Origin of the sequence: Xylophilus sp. Leaf220 (assembly GCF_001421705.1) — a bacterium.
Lineage (GTDB): Bacteria > Pseudomonadota > Gammaproteobacteria > Burkholderiales > Burkholderiaceae_C > Xylophilus.
This window is the reverse complement of record NZ_LMKO01000004.1, coordinates 1-15,698: the sequence shown is the minus strand read 5'-3', so window position 1 is coordinate 15,698 and position 15,698 is coordinate 1. Positions and strand designations below refer to the sequence as shown.

Here is a 15,698-nt window from a genome sequence, read left to right as displayed (position 1 = left end):
GCCGGGCGTGGCCTGCATCTACAATGGTTCGATCATATCGCCAGCACCTCCAGACATGCCTGATCTTTTCCGACGCGTCGCGCTTGCCGGCGCAGCCGCTGCAGCGTGCGTCGTCCTGCCGGCCTGCGGCTCTTTCGACAGCGCGAGCAATCGCATCGCGAGCGTGATCACGCCCTACAAGATCGAGGTGGTGCAGGGCAATTTCGTCTCCAAGGAGCAGGTCGCCGCGCTGCAGAACGGCATGAGCCGGCTGCAGGTGCGCGAGGTGCTCGGCACCCCGCTCATGACCAGCGTGTTCCATGCCGACCGCTGGGACTACGTCTTCACCATCAAGCGCCCGGGCGTCGAAGCCCAGCCGCGCAAACTCAGCCTGTTCTTCAAGAACGACCTGCTGGAGCGCTTCGAGGGCGACGAGATGCCGAGCGAGGCCGACTTCGTCGCATCGCTCGACACACGCAACCGGGCCTCCGGCAAGGTGCCGGTGCTGGAGGCGACCGAGGACCAGCTGAAGAAATTCCCCGGCCCCAAGGCGCCCAAGCCCGAATCGGCCACCTCCGAAGCGGCCGAGCCGCCGCTGCCGACCCGCTACCCGTCGCTCGACGCTCGGCCCTGATCCGCGGCGCCCGGCGGGCCGCGAACGGCGGTCCTGCCGCCGTCGCCGTACGGTTCCCGATATCTCTCTTTCAGGATTTCGCATGAGTGCGTTGCCTTCTTCCCCTCAACCCATCCGCGTGGCGATCGCCGGCGCCTCGGGCCGCATGGGCCGCATGCTGATCGAAGCGGTGCGCGCGTCCGGCGACTGCGTGCTGGCCGGTGCGCTCGACGTCCCCTCGAGCCCCGCGATCGCCTCCGACGCCTCGGCCTTCCTCGGCACCGCCAGCGGCATCGCGATCACCGCCGACATCGCCACCGCGATCGCCGACGCCGACGTGCTGATCGACTTCACCCGCCCCGAAGGCACGATGGCCCACCTGGCCGCCTGCCGCGAGCGCGGCGTGGCGCTGGTGATCGGCACCACCGGCTTCACCGCAGCGCAGAAGGCCGACATCGGCTCGGCCGCGCAGCAGATCCCGATCGTGATGGCGCCCAACATGAGCGTCGGCGTCAACGTCACCCTGAAGCTGCTCGAGATGGCGGCCAAGGCGCTCTCCACCGGCTACGACATCGAGATCGTCGAGGCCCACCACCGCCACAAGGTGGATGCGCCCTCGGGCACCGCGCTGAAGATGGGCGAGGTGATCGCCGGCGCGCTGGGCCGCTCGCTCGAGGAGTGCGCGGTCTACGCCCGCGAGGGCGTGACCGGCGAGCGCGACCCGTCCTCGATCGGCTTCGCGACGATCCGCGGCGGCGACATCGTCGGCGACCACACGGTGCTGTTCGCCGGCACCGGCGAGCGCATCGAGATCACCCACAAGTCGGCGAGCCGCTCGACCTATGCGCAGGGCAGCCTGCGGGCGGCGCGCTTCCTGGCCGGGCACGAGAGCGGCCTGTTCGACATGTTCGACGTACTGGGCCTGCAGGGCTGACGCGGCAGGAGCTTAAAAAATGGGAATCGCACGTTTTCTGGCCCAGGGCGACACCGTGTCGCGCAGCGTGGCCCTGTCCTTGCTGGTGCTGTCGGTGGCCAGCTGGGTGGTGATCGCCTGGAAGGCCTGGATGCTGCGGCGCGCCGGCGGCGACGTGGTCCGCACCGTGGCCTGCGTCTGGCAGTCGCCCACGCTCGATGCGGCGCGGGGCGCGGCCCCGGCCTTCGACCGGCACGCGCTGGTCACGCCCTTCCTGGCGGCGCTCGGCGCACCGATGGCCGGTGCCACGCTGGCGCATGCCGGCGACAGTTCGCAGCAGCGCACCCGGGTGCTGCGCGGCGCGTTGCAGGCCGCCTCGGTCCGGCTGCAGTTCGGCCAGGTGCTGCTGGCGACCATCGGCGCGGTGGCGCCCTTCATCGGGCTGCTCGGCACCGTCTGGGGCATCCACCATGCGCTGGTCGATATCGCCGGCGCTGGCCAGATCACCATCGAGCGGATCGCCGGCCCGGTGGGCGAGGCCCTGGTGATGACGGCCGCCGGCCTGGCGGTCGCGATTCCGGCGGTGCTGGCCTACAACCTCTTCGGCCGCCGCATCGCGCGGATCGAGGCCGAGCTCGAAGGCTTCGCGCAGGACCTGCGCGACCTGCCCGGCACCGTGGCCGCCGGCTCCTAGGCGCACGCCATGGCCTTCGGACGACTCGACCGCAACGCCTCCGGCGGGCCGATCAGCGAGATCAACGTCACGCCCCTGGTGGACGTGATGCTGGTGCTGGTGGTGATCTTCCTGCTGACCGCGCCGCTGCTGGCCAGCAGCATCCGCCTCGATCTGCCGCAGGCCGCCTCGGCCGCGCCGGCCACGGTCGAGGCGCCGGTGGTGGTGGTGATCGACAAGGCCGGCAAGGCCTTCCTGGTCGACCAGCCCGCCGACGACCCGGCCCTGGCGGCCCGCTTCGCCGCGGCGATGCGCGCCAACGCCCAGACCGAACTGCAGCTGCGCGCCGATGCGGGCGTGCCCTACGGCCGGGTGGTCGAGGTGATGGGCCTGGCCCAGAAGGCCGGCCTGACCCGCATCGGCTTCATGGCCGAGCCGGCGCCCGCCGCACCCGCACCCGCCACCGGCGGGTAAGCCCCCTAAAATCCCGTCGTTGCTCGTCGCCCCGCGGCGGGGCCGCGCATTGCCGTCCCGGCAGGCGCCGAATCCTCCAGCTTCCATGCAAGACAAATACCTTCATACCGAGGTCGAGCGCGCCGCGCAGAGCCACTGGACCGCCGCCGACGCCTACCGCGTGACCGAGGACGCCGCGCGCCCGAAGTTCTACGCCTGCTCGATGCTGCCGTACCCCAGCGGCAAGCTGCACATGGGCCATGTGCGCAACTACACCATCAACGACATGCTGACCCGCAGCCTGCGGATGAAGGGCTACAACGTCCTGATGCCGATGGGCTGGGACGCCTTCGGCCTGCCGGCCGAGAACGCCGCGCTCAAGAACGGCGTGCCGCCCGCGCAGTGGACCTACGACAATATCGCCTACATGAAGCAGCAGATGCAGGCGATGGGGCTGGCCATCGACTGGTCGCGCGAGGTCGCCACCTGCGATCCGGCCTACTACAAGTGGAACCAGTGGCTGTTTTTGAAGATGCTCGAGAAGGGCATCGCCTACCGCAAGACCCAGGTCGTCAACTGGGACCCGGTCGACCAGACGGTGCTTGCCAACGAGCAGGTGATCGACGGCAAGGGCTGGCGCACCGGCGCGGTGGTCGAGAAGCGCGAGATCCCGGGCTACTACCTGAAGATCACCGACTACGCCGAAGAACTGCTCGGCCATGTGCAGACGCAGCTGCCCGGCTGGCCCGAGCGGGTCAAGCTGATGCAGGAGAACTGGATCGGCAAGTCGACCGGCGTGCGCTTCGCGTTCCCGCACACGATCGCCGACGAGACCGGCGCGCTGATCGGCGACGGCCGGATGTACGTCTTCACCACCCGCGCCGACACCATCATGGGCGTGACCTTCTGCGCGGTGGCGCCGGAGCATCCGCTGGCGCTGCATGCGGCCAAGACCAACCCCGAGGTCGCCGCCTTCATCGCCGAATGCAAGGCCGGCGGCACCACCGAGGCGGAGCTCGCCACCCAGGAGAAGAAGGGCGTGCGCACCGGCCTGACGGTGACCCACCCGTTCATGGAAGAGCCGGTCGATGTCTGGGTCGGCAACTACGTGCTGATGAACTACGGCGACGGCGCGGTGATGGGCGTGCCGGCCCACGACGAGCGCGACTTCGCCTTCGCCCTCAAGTACGGCCTGCCGATCCGTCAGGTGGTGCTGGTCGACGGCGAGCACTACGACTACCACCACTGGCACGACTGGTACGCCGACAAGACCGAAGGCGTCACCGTCAACTCCGACACCTTCAGCGGCATGCCCTACCAGGAGGCGGTCGATGCGGTGGCCCACGCCCTGCAGGTGCGCGGCTTGGGCGAGAAGAAGACCACCTGGCGGCTGCGCGACTGGGGCGTCTCCCGCCAGCGCTACTGGGGCACGCCGATCCCGATCATCCACTGCGACGAGCACGGCGCGGTGCCGGTGCCCGAGGCCGACCTGCCGGTGGTCCTGCCGGTCGACCTGGTGCCCGACGGCAGCGGCAACCCGCTGCACAAGTCCGAGGCGTTCCACGCCGGCGTCGTCTGCCCGGTCTGCGGCAAGCCGGCCCGGCGCGAGACCGACACGATGGACACCTTCGTCGATTCGTCCTGGTACTTCATGCGCTACTGCGACCCGAAGAACGACCAGGCGATGGTCGGCGACGGCGCGCAATACTGGATGCCGATGGACCAGTACATCGGCGGCATCGAGCACGCGATCCTGCACCTGCTCTACGCCCGCTTCTGGACCAAGGTGATGCGCGACCTGGGGCTGGTGAAGATCGACGAGCCCTTCACCAAGCTGCTGACCCAGGGCATGGTGCTCAACCACATCTACTCGCGCCGCACGGACAAGGGCGGCAAGGAGTACTTCTGGCCGCACGACGTCGAGCATGTGCAGGACGAGACCGGCAAGGTGGTCGGCGCGAAGCTGGTCAAGGCCGTCGGCGCGCTGCCGGCCGGCACCGCCATCGACTACGAGGGCGTGGGCACCATGTCCAAGTCCAAGAACAACGGCGTCGACCCGCAGGAGCTGATCGGCAGGTACGGCGCCGACACCGCCCGGCTCTACACCATGTTCACCGCGCCGCCCGAAGCCACGCTCGAGTGGAACGACGCGGCGGTCGAGGGCAGCTACCGCTTCCTGCGCCGGGTCTGGAACTTCGGCGCCAAGCTTGGTGCTATGGATTTGGAAGCGGTAGGCCGAAGCGCCGCGCTGGCCAGCAGCCTGAAGGACGTCGAATTCGGCCCCGCTGCCAAGGCCTTGCGCCTGGAAGTGCACACGGTGCTCAAGCAGGTCGACTACGACTACCAGCGCATGCAGTACAACACCGTCGTCTCCGGCGCGATGAAGCTGCTCAACGCGCTGGAGGACTTCAAGGCCGTCGGCACGCCCGGCGCCGAGGTGGCGCTGATCGAAGGCTTCGGCATCCTGCTGCGGGTGCTCTACCCGGCGACGCCCCACATCGCCCACGGCCTGTGGTCCGACCTCGGCTACGCCACCGCACTGGGCGACCTGCTCGACACCGCCTGGCCCCAGGTCGATGCCGCGGCCCTGGTCCAGGACGAGCTGGAACTGATGCTCCAGGTCAACGGCAAGCTGCGCGGCGCGCTGCGCGTGCCGGCCGGCGCGGGCAAGGCCGAGATCGAGAAGGCCGCACTCGCCTGCGAGGACTTCCAGAAGTTCGCGCCCGGCGCGTCGGCCAAGAAAGTCATCGTCGTGCCCGGCCGCCTGGTCAACATCGTGATCTGATGGACCTTCCCCAGTCTTCGCGCACTGCGTGTCGCTACGCCAACCCCCTCACCGGGGGCAACACCAGCGGCCCGGCAAAGCCCGCTCCGCGGTGTTCCCGGATGATGGGGCGCGGGATGCGGGCGATGCACACGATGCTGAGTTGGGGTTGAAAATCGACATGAAACTGAAAGCTCCCATGCAACGCCGCGCACTCGTTCTCCTGCCGCTGGCCGGCCTCGCCCTGGCGGGTTGTGGCTTCAAGCTGCGGCAGGCGCCCAACTTCGCTTTCTCGACGATCTACCTCTCGACCGGCTCTCCCTTGGGCATCGAGCTGCGACGCAACCTGGAAGCCGGCGACCGGGTCCGGGTGATCCGCGATGCCGCGGCGCGCGACAGTGCCGACGCGATCCTCGAGATCCTGCAGGACCAGCGCGAGCGGGTGGTGCTGGGCTACAACTCCAGCGGCCAGGTGCGCGAGTTCCAGCTGCGCACCCGGGTGCGGTTCCGGGTGCGGACCCCGAGCGACATCGAGCTGCTGCCCTCCACCGAGATCCTGCTGCAACAGGACCAGAGCTACGACGAAACCTTCGCCCTGGCCAAGGAAGCCGAAGCGCAGCTGATCTACCGCAACATGCAGAGCGACGCGGTGCAGCAGATCATGCGGCGCCTGGCGGCGATCAAGACGCTCACGCCCTGATGCAGCTCGCCCCCGCCCAGCTGGCGGCCCACCTGCAGAAGGGCCTGCGGCCGCTGTACGTGCTGCACGGCGACGAGCCGCTGCTGCAGCAGGAGGCGGCCGACGCGATCCGCGCCGCGGCCCGGGCGGCGGGCCCGGCCGAGCGCACCGTCTACACCGTCGCCGGTGCGCACTTCGACTGGAGCGAGGTGCTGGCCGCCGGCGGCTCGCTGAGCCTGTTCGCCGACCGGCAGATCGTCGAGATCCGCATCCCCTCGGGCAAGCCCGGCAAGGACGGAAGCACGGCGCTGCAGCAGCTCGCCGCCAACGCCGCCGTGCAAGAGGGCACGATCACCCTGGTGATGCTGCCGCGGCTCGACAAGGCGACCCGCACCGGCGCCTGGTTCGGCGCGCTGGAGCAGCACGGCGTGTCGGTGCAGATCGACCCGGTCGAGCGCGGCGCGCTGCCGCAGTGGATCGCCCAGCGGCTGCAGCGCCAGGGCCAGCAGGTGGCGCCGGGCGACGAGGGCCAGCGCACCCTGCAGTTCTTCGCCGACCGGGTCGAGGGCAATCTGCTCGCCGCCCACCAGGAGATCCAGAAGCTCGCCTTGCTCCACCCGGCGGAGCCCGGTGGCGCGCCGCGGGTGCTGACGCTGGAGCAGGTCGAGGCGGCCGTCGCCAACGTCGCCCGCTACGACGTGTTCAAGCTCTCCGAGGCGGTGCTGGGCGGCCAGCCCGCCCGGGTGCAGCGGATGCTCGACGGTTTGCAGGCCGAGGGTGAAGCCGAGGTGCTGGTGCACTACACCCTGGCCGAGGACATCCGCGCGCTGAAGCGGGTGAAGGACGCGGTGGACGCCGGCCGCCCGCTGCCGATGGCGATGCGCGAGCAGCGCATCTGGGGCGTGCGCGAGAAGCTGTTCGAGCGGGTGCTGCCCCGCGTCGAGGCGCGGATGCTGGCCCGGCTGCTGCAGTCGGCCCACCAGGTCGACGGCATCGTCAAGGGCCTGCCGCAGGACGGCTGGCCGCGCAACGGCTGGCAGGCGCTGCACCGGCTGGCGCAGCAGCTGTGCCGGGTGTGCGCCGGGCCCGCACCGCGCGCGCGCAACTGATGCTACTTTTTTGATAGCTGTCGGTCGCCGTCCATCGACGGTTCCAGAACCATTTGTATCTGAAACCGTTTCTGCACCATGGCATCCAGCTATGAAATCAGGAATCGAACCGCCGTCCCAAAAAAGGGTGAAAGAACCGTAGCGAGCGGCCCGAGTGTGCGCCGAGGACCGGAGCCGTACTCTCGTACGGTGAGGACCGCAGGTGCGCAATCGGGCCGCGCAGTAGGTTCTCTCACCCTTTTTCGGATGGCGCGACCGAAGCGCCCTGGATGCCGTGCCGCGCCAGTGCCTCGGCCACGAAGCCGTGGGCCTTCTGCTCTTCCACATAGGCCGCCAGTTCCGCCGCCGCCTCTGCGCCGCGGCCCTTCGGCAGGCCCATCGCCTGCTGGATCACCATGAACCGGCCCGGCAGCAGCCGCATGCCGGGCAGGCGGCGCGCGTCGGCCTCCAGCTGCTGGCGCACGCCGGCGGCCACGTCGAGGTTCTGCGCGACGAAGGTATCGACCACTGCGGGCGAGGAGGGTGCCCGCACGATCTCGGCCGCCTTCAGCGCGCGGCTCAGGTACAGGTCGTAGGCGCTGCCCTTGCCGACGGCGACGCGGTGGCCGGCCCAGTCGATCTCGTCGTTGGACTGCAGCGGCGAACCGTCCCGCACCAGGTAGCTGCCCTCGATCAGCACATAGGCCGCGGTGAAGGCGATGCCGGCGCCGCGCACCGGGTCGATCGCGAAGAAGCCGATGTCGGCCTGCTCGGCCGTCACCGCGTCGACCGATTTGCCGGCGGTGTCGAACACCACCAGCTCCAGCGCCACGCCCAGGCGCTCGGCGAAGCCCCGGGCCAGGTCGATCGACACGCCGGCCGGCTGGCCGGCCGCGTCGGTGCCCGCCAGGATCGGGTTGCCCAGGTTGATCGCGGCGCGCAGCCGGCCGGTGGGGGTGAAGGCGGCGCGCAGGGCCGGGGATGCGGGCATGGAAGGCTCCAGTCGGTGGGTCGGACCGCCATGCTAACGGGGCGCCGGTGCCGGACCGCCGCGCCGTCGGGATCGGTGCGGCGTGGGAAAATACCCCCATGAATGCCCTGAACATCGCCGAATACGTCAACACCCTCGGCCTGCAGGCCCGCGCCGCATCGGCCGCGATGGCGCGCGCCGACACCGCCACCAAGAACCGCGCCCTGCGCACCCTGGCCCGGCTGCTGCGCGAGAGCGGCCCTGCGCTGGCGGCCGAGAACGCCAAGGACCTGGCCCGCGCCGAGGCCGCCGGCCTGGCCGCGCCGATGGTCGACCGGCTGCGCCTCACGCCCCAGGTGCTGGAGACGGTGGCCCAGGGCTGCGACCAGCTGGCCGCCATGCCCGAGCTGGTCGGCGAAATCACCGGCATGCGCCAGCAGCCCAGCGGCATCCGGGTGGGACAGATGCGGGTGCCGCTGGGCGTGTTCGGCATGGTCTTCGAGAGCCGGCCCAACGTGACGATCGAGGCGGCCAGCCTGTCGATCAAGAGCGGCAACGCGGCCATCCTGCGGGGCGGATCGGAGGCGATCGATTCCAACAAGGCCCTGGCCGCGCTGGTGCGGCAGGCCCTGGAAGACGCGGGCCTGCCCGCAGACGCGGTGCAGATGGTCGCGACCACCGACCGCGCGGCCGTCGGCCACCTGATCGCCATGCCCGAGCATGTGGACGTGATCATCCCGCGCGGCGGCAAGGGCCTGATCGAGCGGATCAGCCGCGAGGCCAAGGTGCCGGTCATCAAGCACCTCGACGGCAACTGCCACACCTATGTGGATGACCCCTGCGACATCGCGATGGCGGTGAAGGTGGCCGACAACGCCAAGACCCAGAAGTACAGCCCCTGCAACGCCAGCGAGGGCCTGCTGGTCGCCCGCGGCGTGGCGGCGGCCTTCTTGCCGGCCATCGGCGCGGTATACGCCGCCAAGGGCGTCGAGATGCGCTGCGACCCCGAGGCCCGCGCGCTGCTGGCCGGGGTGCCGGGCGCCCATCTGGTGGATGCTACCGAGGCCGACTGGTCGGAGGAGTACCTGGCGCCGATCATCAGCATCAAGGTCGTCGCCGGCGTGGACGAGGCGATCGCCCACATCAACCGCTATTCGTCGCACCACACCGACGCCATCCTGACCCGCGACCATGTACACGCCCAGCGCTTCCTGCGCGAGGTGGACTCGGCCAGCGTCATGGTCAACGCCAGCACCCGCTTCGCCGACGGTTTCGAATACGGGCTGGGCGCCGAGATCGGCATCAGCACCGACAAGTTCCATGCGCGCGGCCCGGTGGGGCTGGAGGGGCTGACCTCGCTCAAATGGGTGGTGCTGGGCGACGGCCAAACTAGGGGATAACCCCCCGAGTCGCCTTGCGGCGCCTCCCCCCTTTGGAAAGGGGGGCGCTACCGGCGGACCGGCGGAGCCGGATCCGCGGTCGCCCTGGGGTGGGTGGGTGTCTCATCTGTGGGCGCGCCTCGGACGCCGTGCGTGGCTTACTCTTGCACACCGGCCGGGCGGCCTCATATTCCTACAATTCGTTTGGTTATTACGCTCCCATAACAACAGAGGGCCGCATGGTTCCGCATCTCATCACGGCACTCACCGGCCCGATCAACGAACTCGAGCAGCGGGTGATCGATTCCATGCCGGCCATCGAGCGGTGGTTCCGCCTGGAATGGATGGAGCACACGCCGCCGTTCTACAGCTCGGTCGACGTGCGCAACGCCGGCTTCAAGCTGGCGCCGGTCGACACCAACCTGTTCCCCGGCAGCTGGAACCAGCTCACGCCGCAGATGCTGCCGCTGGCGGTGCAGGCGGCGATGGCGGCGATCGAGAAGATCTGCCCCGAAGCGCGCAACCTGCTCGTCATCCCAGAGAACCGCACCGACAGCCCCGGCTACCTGCAGAACGTGGCGCAGCTGGTGCGCATCTTCCACCTGGCGGGCCTGAACGTGCGGGTGGGCTCGGTCAACCCCGACATCAAGGAGCCGACCGAGCTGACGCTGCCCAACGGCGACCGGCTCACCTTCGAGCCGGTGGTGCGCAGCCAGCACCGGCTGGGGCTGCAGCACTTCGACCCGTGCACCATCCTGCTCAACACCGACCTCTCGGCCGGCGCGCCGGGCATCCTGGAAGACCTGCACGAGCAGTACCTGCTGCCGCCGCTGCACGCCGGCTGGTCGGTACGCCGCAAGAGCCACCATTTCCGCAGCTACGAAGAGGTCTCCAAGCGCTTCGGCAAGCTGCTGGGCATCGACCCGTGGCTGATCAACCCGATGTTCAACACCTGCGGCGAGGTCGACCTGGCCCACGGCGCGGGCATCGAGTGCCTGACCAGCAACGTCGATGCGCTGCTGGCCAAGATCAAGCGCAAGTACAAGGAATACGGCATCAACGAGCGCGCCTTCGTCGTCGTCAAGTCCGACAACGGCACCTCGGGCCGCGGCGTGACCACGGTGCGCGACGTGAAGGACCTCGACGCCCTGGTGCGCAAGGCGCGCGAAGCGGCGCCGGGCGATGCGGCCGGCACCAAGGCCGACCTGATCATCCAGGAGGGCGTGCTGACCAACGAGCGCATCGGCAAGTCGGTGGCCGAGCCGGTCGTCTACATGATGGACCGCTACGTGGTCGGCGGTTTCTACCGGGTGCACGGCGAGCGGGGTGTCGACGAAAACCTCAACGCGCCCGGCGCCCGCTACCAGCCGCTGGAGTTCGACGACAGCGCCCACCTGCTGCAGCCGGGCGGCAAGTCGGCGGCAGACGCGCCCAACCGCTTCTACATGTACGGCGTGGTCGGCCGTCTGGCGATGCTCGCGGCCAGCTACGAGATGGAAGCGACCGACCCCGACGCCGAAGTCTACGAATAGCCCGCAAGGCGGCCCGGTCCGGCGGCAGCCAGGCGGCATTTTCTGCGGTTGTTGCGCCGCAACATGGCGGGGCGGATGCCCCTTTGCAGTGCGGCACGGCGCACAATAGCGGTCCCCCAGCAACCTCGACGGTGTGCCGCACGGGCCGCGGCAGCGCCGTTGCACGGCAGGTCGCCGCCACCGCGACCGCCGTGTCTGAATCGTCGACCAAATCCTCCCTTCCCGCGCTGACACTGGGGGCCATCGGGGTCGTCTACGGCGACATCGGCACCAGCGTGCTCTACGCGGTCAAGGAAGTCTTCCACACCGGGCACGTGCCGTTCACCCACGCGAACATCTACGGCATCCTGTCGATGTTCTTCTGGACGCTGGTCGTCATCGTCGCCCTAAAGTACGTGGTGCTGGTGCTGCGGGCCGACAACAACGGCGAAGGCGGTCTGGTCGCGATGCTGGCCCTGGCCTCGCAGGCGGTCAAGGACAAGCCCAAGCTGCGCAAGGTGCTGCTGCTGGTGGGCATCTTCGGCACCTCGCTCTTCTACGGCGACGGGGTCATCACCCCGGCCATCTCGGTGCTGTCGGCGGTCGAGGGCCTGGAGGTGGTCTCGCCCGAGTTCCGCCACTACGTGATCCCGCTGACCCTGGTGGTGCTCTTCGTGCTGTTCGCGGTGCAGAAGCGCGGCACCGGCGGCATCGGCAAGTTCTTCGGGCCGATCACCCTGGTCTGGTTCCTGGCGATCGCGGCCCTGGGCGTGATGCACATCATGGGCCACCCCGAGATCCTGAAGGCGCTGAGCCCCTACTACGCGTTGCAGTTCATCTGGCAGCACCCGGGCATCACCTTCATCATCCTGGGCGCGATGGTGCTTTGCGTGACCGGCGCCGAGGCGCTCTACGCCGACCTGGGCCATTTCGGCAAGCGGCCGATCCGGCTCGCTTGGTTCAGCGTGGTGATGCCCTGCCTCACCCTCAACTACTTCGGCCAGGGCGCGCTGCTGCTGGCCGATCCGACGGCGGTCGAGAACCCGTTCTTCCGCATGGCGCCCGCCTGGGCGCTGGTGCCGTTGGTGCTGCTGGCGACGATGGCGACGGTGATCGCCTCGCAGGCGCTCATCTCGGGCGCCTTCAGCATCACCAAGCAGGTGATCCAGCTGGGCTACCTGCCGCGCCTCAACATCCAGCACACCAGCGTGCGCGAGGCCGGCCAGATCTACATCCCGTTCGTCAATTGGGGCCTGTTCGTCGCTATCGTGCTGGCGGTGGTGCTGTTCCGCTCCTCCACCAATCTGGCGGCGGCCTACGGCATCGCGGTGACGCTCGACATGCTGATCACCACCATCCTCACCTTCTTCGTGATCCGCTACGGCTGGGGCTATCCGCTGGCGCTGTGCATCGCCTCGACCGGCATGTTCTTCGTGATCGACCTGGCCTTCTTCAGCTCCAACATGCTCAAGCTCTTCGCCGGCGGCTGGTTCCCGCTGATGATCGGCGGCGCGGTGTTCACCCTGATGGTCACCTGGAAGGACGGCCGCGCGATCCTCAACAGGAAGATGCGCGCCGATGCGATCGAGCTGCCGGTCTTCCTCGAGGCGGTCTTCGTCAGCCCGCCCACCCGGGTCGAGGGCACCGCCGTGTTCCTGACGGCCGAGCGCGGCACCGTGCCCAACGCGATGCTGCACAACCTCAAGCACAACAAGGTGCTGCATGCGCAGAACCTCTTCGTCACCGTGCGCAGCCACGAGAAGCCCTGGATCGCGCCCGAACAACGGCTGGAGGTCGAATCGCTCGGCCACGACTGCTGGCAGGTGGTGGTGCACTACGGCTTCAAGAACGACCCCGACCTGCCCAAGGCGCTGGCCAAGATGCGCGGCCAGGGCTGCGAGCTCGATCCGATGGTCACCAGCTACTTCCTCTCGCGCGACACCGTCATCCCGACCATCGGCAGCGGCATGGCCACCTGGCGCGAGAAGCTCTTCGCCCAGATGCACCGCAACGCCAGCGGCGCCGCCGACTTCCTGCACCTGCCCAACAACGCGGTGGTGGAACTGGGCTCGAAGATCGAAATCTGACCTGCTATTAAATCAATAGCTAGAGGTCGGCGATCTGCGCCGGCCCTGGCTATTTTTCCTTCATGTATCGGGGGGCGAACGGGGCCATGCGGTTTTTCAGGGACTTGAGCGTTTCGGCGGTGACGGCCGGCTTCGTGGCAGTGCTGGTCGGCTTCACCAGTTCGGTGGCCATCGTGTTCCAGGCGGCCCGCGCCTTCGGTGCCGGTCCCGAGGAGATCGCATCGTGGGTCTGGGCGCTCGGCCTCGGCATGGGGCTGTGCTCGGCGCTGCCGTCGCTGTGGTGGCGAAAGCCTGTCATGGTCGCCTGGAGTACGCCTGGCGCCGCGGTGCTGGCCTCGGCCGGCGCGGGTTTCAGCATGGGTCAGGCAGTGGGGGCCTTCATGGTCTGCGCCGCCTTGATCGTGGTGGCCGGCGCCACCGGCTGGTTCGAGCGGGTGATGAACCGCATCCCGATGGCGATCGCCGCCGCGCTGCTGGCCGGCGTGCTTGCCCGCTTCGGCATGCAGGCGTTCACCGCGGCGCAGACCGCGCTGCCGCTGGTGCTGCTGATGCTGCTGGCCTACCTGCTGGCCCGCCGGCTGGTGCCGCGCTATGCGGTGCCGCTCACGCTGGTGGTGGCGGTGGCGTACGTCGCGCTGCGCGGCCAGCTCGCCTTCGGCGATTTGCACTTCAGCATCGCGCGTCCGGTCTTCGTCGCGCCGGTGTTCAGCTGGCAGGCGGTCGTCAGCTTGGCGCTGCCGCTGTTCGTGGTGACGATGGCGTCGCAGAACCTGCCGGGAGTGGCGGCGATCCGCGCCGCCGGCTATGCGTTGCCGATCTCGCGCATCGTCACCCTCACCGGAGTGGCCACGCTGCTGCTGGCACCCTTCGGCGGGTATGCGCTCAACCTCAGCGCCATCACCGCCGCCATGTGCATGGGGCGGGAGGCGCATCCCGATCCGGACCGGCGCTACACCGCGGCCGTGGCCTGCGGCGTGTTCTATGTCGCCATCGGCATCTTCGGCGGCGCGGTCGCCGGGCTGCTGACCGCGTTCCCGGCCGAACTGGTCGCGGCCATCGCCGGGCTGGCGCTGCTCGGCACCATCGCCGGCGGGCTGGCGACGGCGCTGCAGGACGAGCGTTACCGTGAAGCGGCCATCATCACTTTTCTGGTCACGCTCAGCGGAGTGGCAATAGCCGGCATCGGCTCGGCCTTTTGGGGCGTGGTCGCCGGCGCGCTGGCGCTGCTGGTACAACAATACCGGTCGCGGCCGCCCGCCTAGCGCTGCCGCGCACACCGTTCACCCGCCACGTCTCCCAACCGCCCGCCATGCACATCCTCTTCATCGCCGATCCGCTCGAGTCCTTCAAGATCTACAAGGACACCACCTTCGCGATGATGCGGGAGCTACAGCGTCGGGGCCACACGCTCGCCGCCTGCGGACCGCAGGACCTGGCGTGGCAGAGCGGCGGTGTCGTCGAGGCGCAGGTGCGCACCCTGCGGCTGACCGGCGACGCCACCGACTGGTTCGAGGCCTCCGCCGCCGAAACCCCGCAGCCACTGCGCAGCTTCGACGCGGTGCTGATGCGCAAGGACCCGCCGTTCGACTCCGAATACTTCTACGCCACCCATCTGCTGGAGCAGGCCGAGCGCGAAGGCGCCCGCGTCTTCAACAAGCCCCGGGCACTGCGCGACCATCCGGAGAAGCTGGCGATCCTCGAATTTCCGCAGTTCATCGGGCCGACGCTCGTCACCCGCAGTGCAGCGGCGGTACGGGCGTTCCATGCCGAGCACCGCGACATCATCCTGAAGCCACTAGACGGCATGGGCGGCATGGGCATCTTCCGCGTGAAGGACGACGGGCTCAATCTCGGTTCGGTCATCGAGACGCTGAACCGCGACGGGGCCGAGACGGTCATGGTCCAGAAATTCCTGCCGGCCATCGCCCAGGGCGACAAGCGGGTGCTGGTGATCGGCGGCAAGCCGGTGCCGTTCAGCCTGGCCCGCATCCCCCAGGGCGGGGAGGTGCGGGGCAATCTGGCCGCGGGCGGCAAGGGTGTGGCGCAACCGCTCTCCCCACGTGACCGGGAGATCGGCGAAGCGCTGGGCCCGGTGCTCTTCGCTCGCGGCCTGTTGCTGGTGGGCGTGGACGTCATCGGCGACAGCGTTACCGAGATCAACGTCACCAGCCCCACCTGTTTCCAGGAAATCCAGCAGCAGACGGGCTTCGACGTAGCCGCCATGTTCGTCGACGCACTGGAGGTGGCGATGGCTGTCACACCCACGAAATAAGTTTTTGCATGTCTGTAGGCCGGCGCCGCAAATAGCTGTGCTACAGTTCACCTCCCTTGCAGCGAAGGGCGGGTTCAACAACTTGCCGACAGCTGCAAAGAGCCGAAGAAATTGTCTCCTGATCGCAAGATCTTGAGACGCCCCGGATTTCCGGTATATAATTCGAGGCTCTGCAGAATTCGGCGGTCTGGTTGCGGTGCTACTTCGGTGGTGTGTGCGGCGGGATGGTTGAAAGAGGCGGAAAGCAAAAAAAGTTTGACGGTACTTAAAAAACCGTGCTAGAATTTGAGGCTCTGCTGATCGCAGCGGAGACGGTA

General features: G+C 68.7%; 13 protein-coding genes. 12 read left to right on the top strand and 1 reads right to left on the bottom strand.

Annotation, left to right across the window (positions count from 1 at the left end; genetic code table 11):
• Window positions 1-55 precede the first annotated feature (55 nt).
• The 7 genes from ASE76_RS06465 to holA all read left to right on the top strand — a co-directional run bounded on the left by ASE76_RS06465 (window position 56) and on the right by holA (window position 7,183).
• A complete protein-coding gene (locus ASE76_RS06465; protein WP_055836585.1) occupies window positions 56-613 on the top strand; it encodes an outer membrane protein assembly factor BamE in 558 nt (185 codons plus the stop codon).
• A gap of 82 nt (window positions 614-695) precedes the next feature.
• Window positions 696-1,526, top strand: coding sequence for a 4-hydroxy-tetrahydrodipicolinate reductase (gene dapB, locus ASE76_RS06460; RefSeq protein WP_082448091.1), 831 nt, complete (start codon window positions 696-698; stop codon window positions 1,524-1,526).
• A 19-nt stretch (window positions 1,527-1,545) separates the two neighbouring features.
• Entirely contained in the window at window positions 1,546-2,199 is a 654-nt protein-coding gene (locus ASE76_RS06455) for a MotA/TolQ/ExbB proton channel family protein (protein WP_055836582.1), read from the top strand.
• A 9-nt stretch (window positions 2,200-2,208) separates the two neighbouring features.
• Window positions 2,209-2,652: a biopolymer transporter ExbD gene (locus tag ASE76_RS06450; RefSeq protein WP_055836578.1), complete on the top strand. Its 444-nt coding sequence runs from the start codon at window positions 2,209-2,211 to the stop codon at window positions 2,650-2,652.
• An 85-nt stretch (window positions 2,653-2,737) separates the two neighbouring features.
• The gene (leuS, locus tag ASE76_RS06445) at window positions 2,738-5,416 is read left to right on the top strand and encodes a leucine--tRNA ligase (protein WP_055836575.1); all 2,679 of its coding nucleotides are present in this window, start codon (window positions 2,738-2,740) and stop codon (window positions 5,414-5,416) included.
• A 178-nt stretch (window positions 5,417-5,594) separates the two neighbouring features.
• Complete coding sequence (lptE, locus tag ASE76_RS06440) at window positions 5,595-6,095, top strand: LPS assembly lipoprotein LptE (RefSeq protein ID WP_055836572.1); 501 nt, start codon at window positions 5,595-5,597, stop codon at window positions 6,093-6,095.
• Window positions 6,095-7,183 (top strand): DNA polymerase III subunit delta, encoded by a 1,089-nt coding sequence (gene holA / locus ASE76_RS06435; RefSeq protein WP_055836569.1) that lies wholly within the window; start codon window positions 6,095-6,097, stop codon window positions 7,181-7,183. Before lptE ends, holA begins: the two co-directional genes overlap by 1 nt.
• 232 nt (window positions 7,184-7,415) lie before the next feature.
• Here the strand turns inward: holA and ASE76_RS06430 are convergent, their stop codons facing one another.
• Complete coding sequence (locus ASE76_RS06430) at window positions 7,416-8,153, bottom strand: ABC transporter substrate-binding protein (protein ID WP_055836566.1); 738 nt, start codon at window positions 8,151-8,153, stop codon at window positions 7,416-7,418.
• A 98-nt stretch (window positions 8,154-8,251) separates the two neighbouring features.
• Here ASE76_RS06430 and ASE76_RS06425 point away from each other — a divergent pair, with 98 nt between their 5' ends.
• The 5 genes from ASE76_RS06425 (at window position 8,252) to gshB (ending at window position 15,381) form a co-directional block, all read left to right on the top strand.
• Window positions 8,252-9,532: a glutamate-5-semialdehyde dehydrogenase gene (locus ASE76_RS06425; RefSeq protein WP_055836563.1), complete on the top strand. Its 1,281-nt coding sequence runs from the start codon at window positions 8,252-8,254 to the stop codon at window positions 9,530-9,532.
• Window positions 9,533-9,750: 218 nt separating this feature from the next.
• Window positions 9,751-11,043: a glutamate--cysteine ligase gene (gene gshA, locus ASE76_RS06420; RefSeq protein WP_055836560.1), complete on the top strand. Its 1,293-nt coding sequence runs from the start codon at window positions 9,751-9,753 to the stop codon at window positions 11,041-11,043.
• 191 nt (window positions 11,044-11,234) lie between these two features.
• A complete protein-coding gene (locus tag ASE76_RS06415; RefSeq protein ID WP_055836738.1) occupies window positions 11,235-13,109 on the top strand; it encodes a potassium transporter Kup in 1,875 nt (624 codons plus the stop codon).
• An 86-nt stretch (window positions 13,110-13,195) separates the two neighbouring features.
• The gene (locus ASE76_RS06410) at window positions 13,196-14,371 is read left to right on the top strand and encodes a benzoate/H(+) symporter BenE family transporter (RefSeq protein ID WP_055836558.1); all 1,176 of its coding nucleotides are present in this window, start codon (window positions 13,196-13,198) and stop codon (window positions 14,369-14,371) included.
• 47 nt (window positions 14,372-14,418) lie between these two features.
• Window positions 14,419-15,381: a glutathione synthase gene (gene gshB, locus ASE76_RS06405; protein ID WP_055836555.1), complete on the top strand. Its 963-nt coding sequence runs from the start codon at window positions 14,419-14,421 to the stop codon at window positions 15,379-15,381.
• Window positions 15,382-15,698 lie beyond the last annotated feature (317 nt).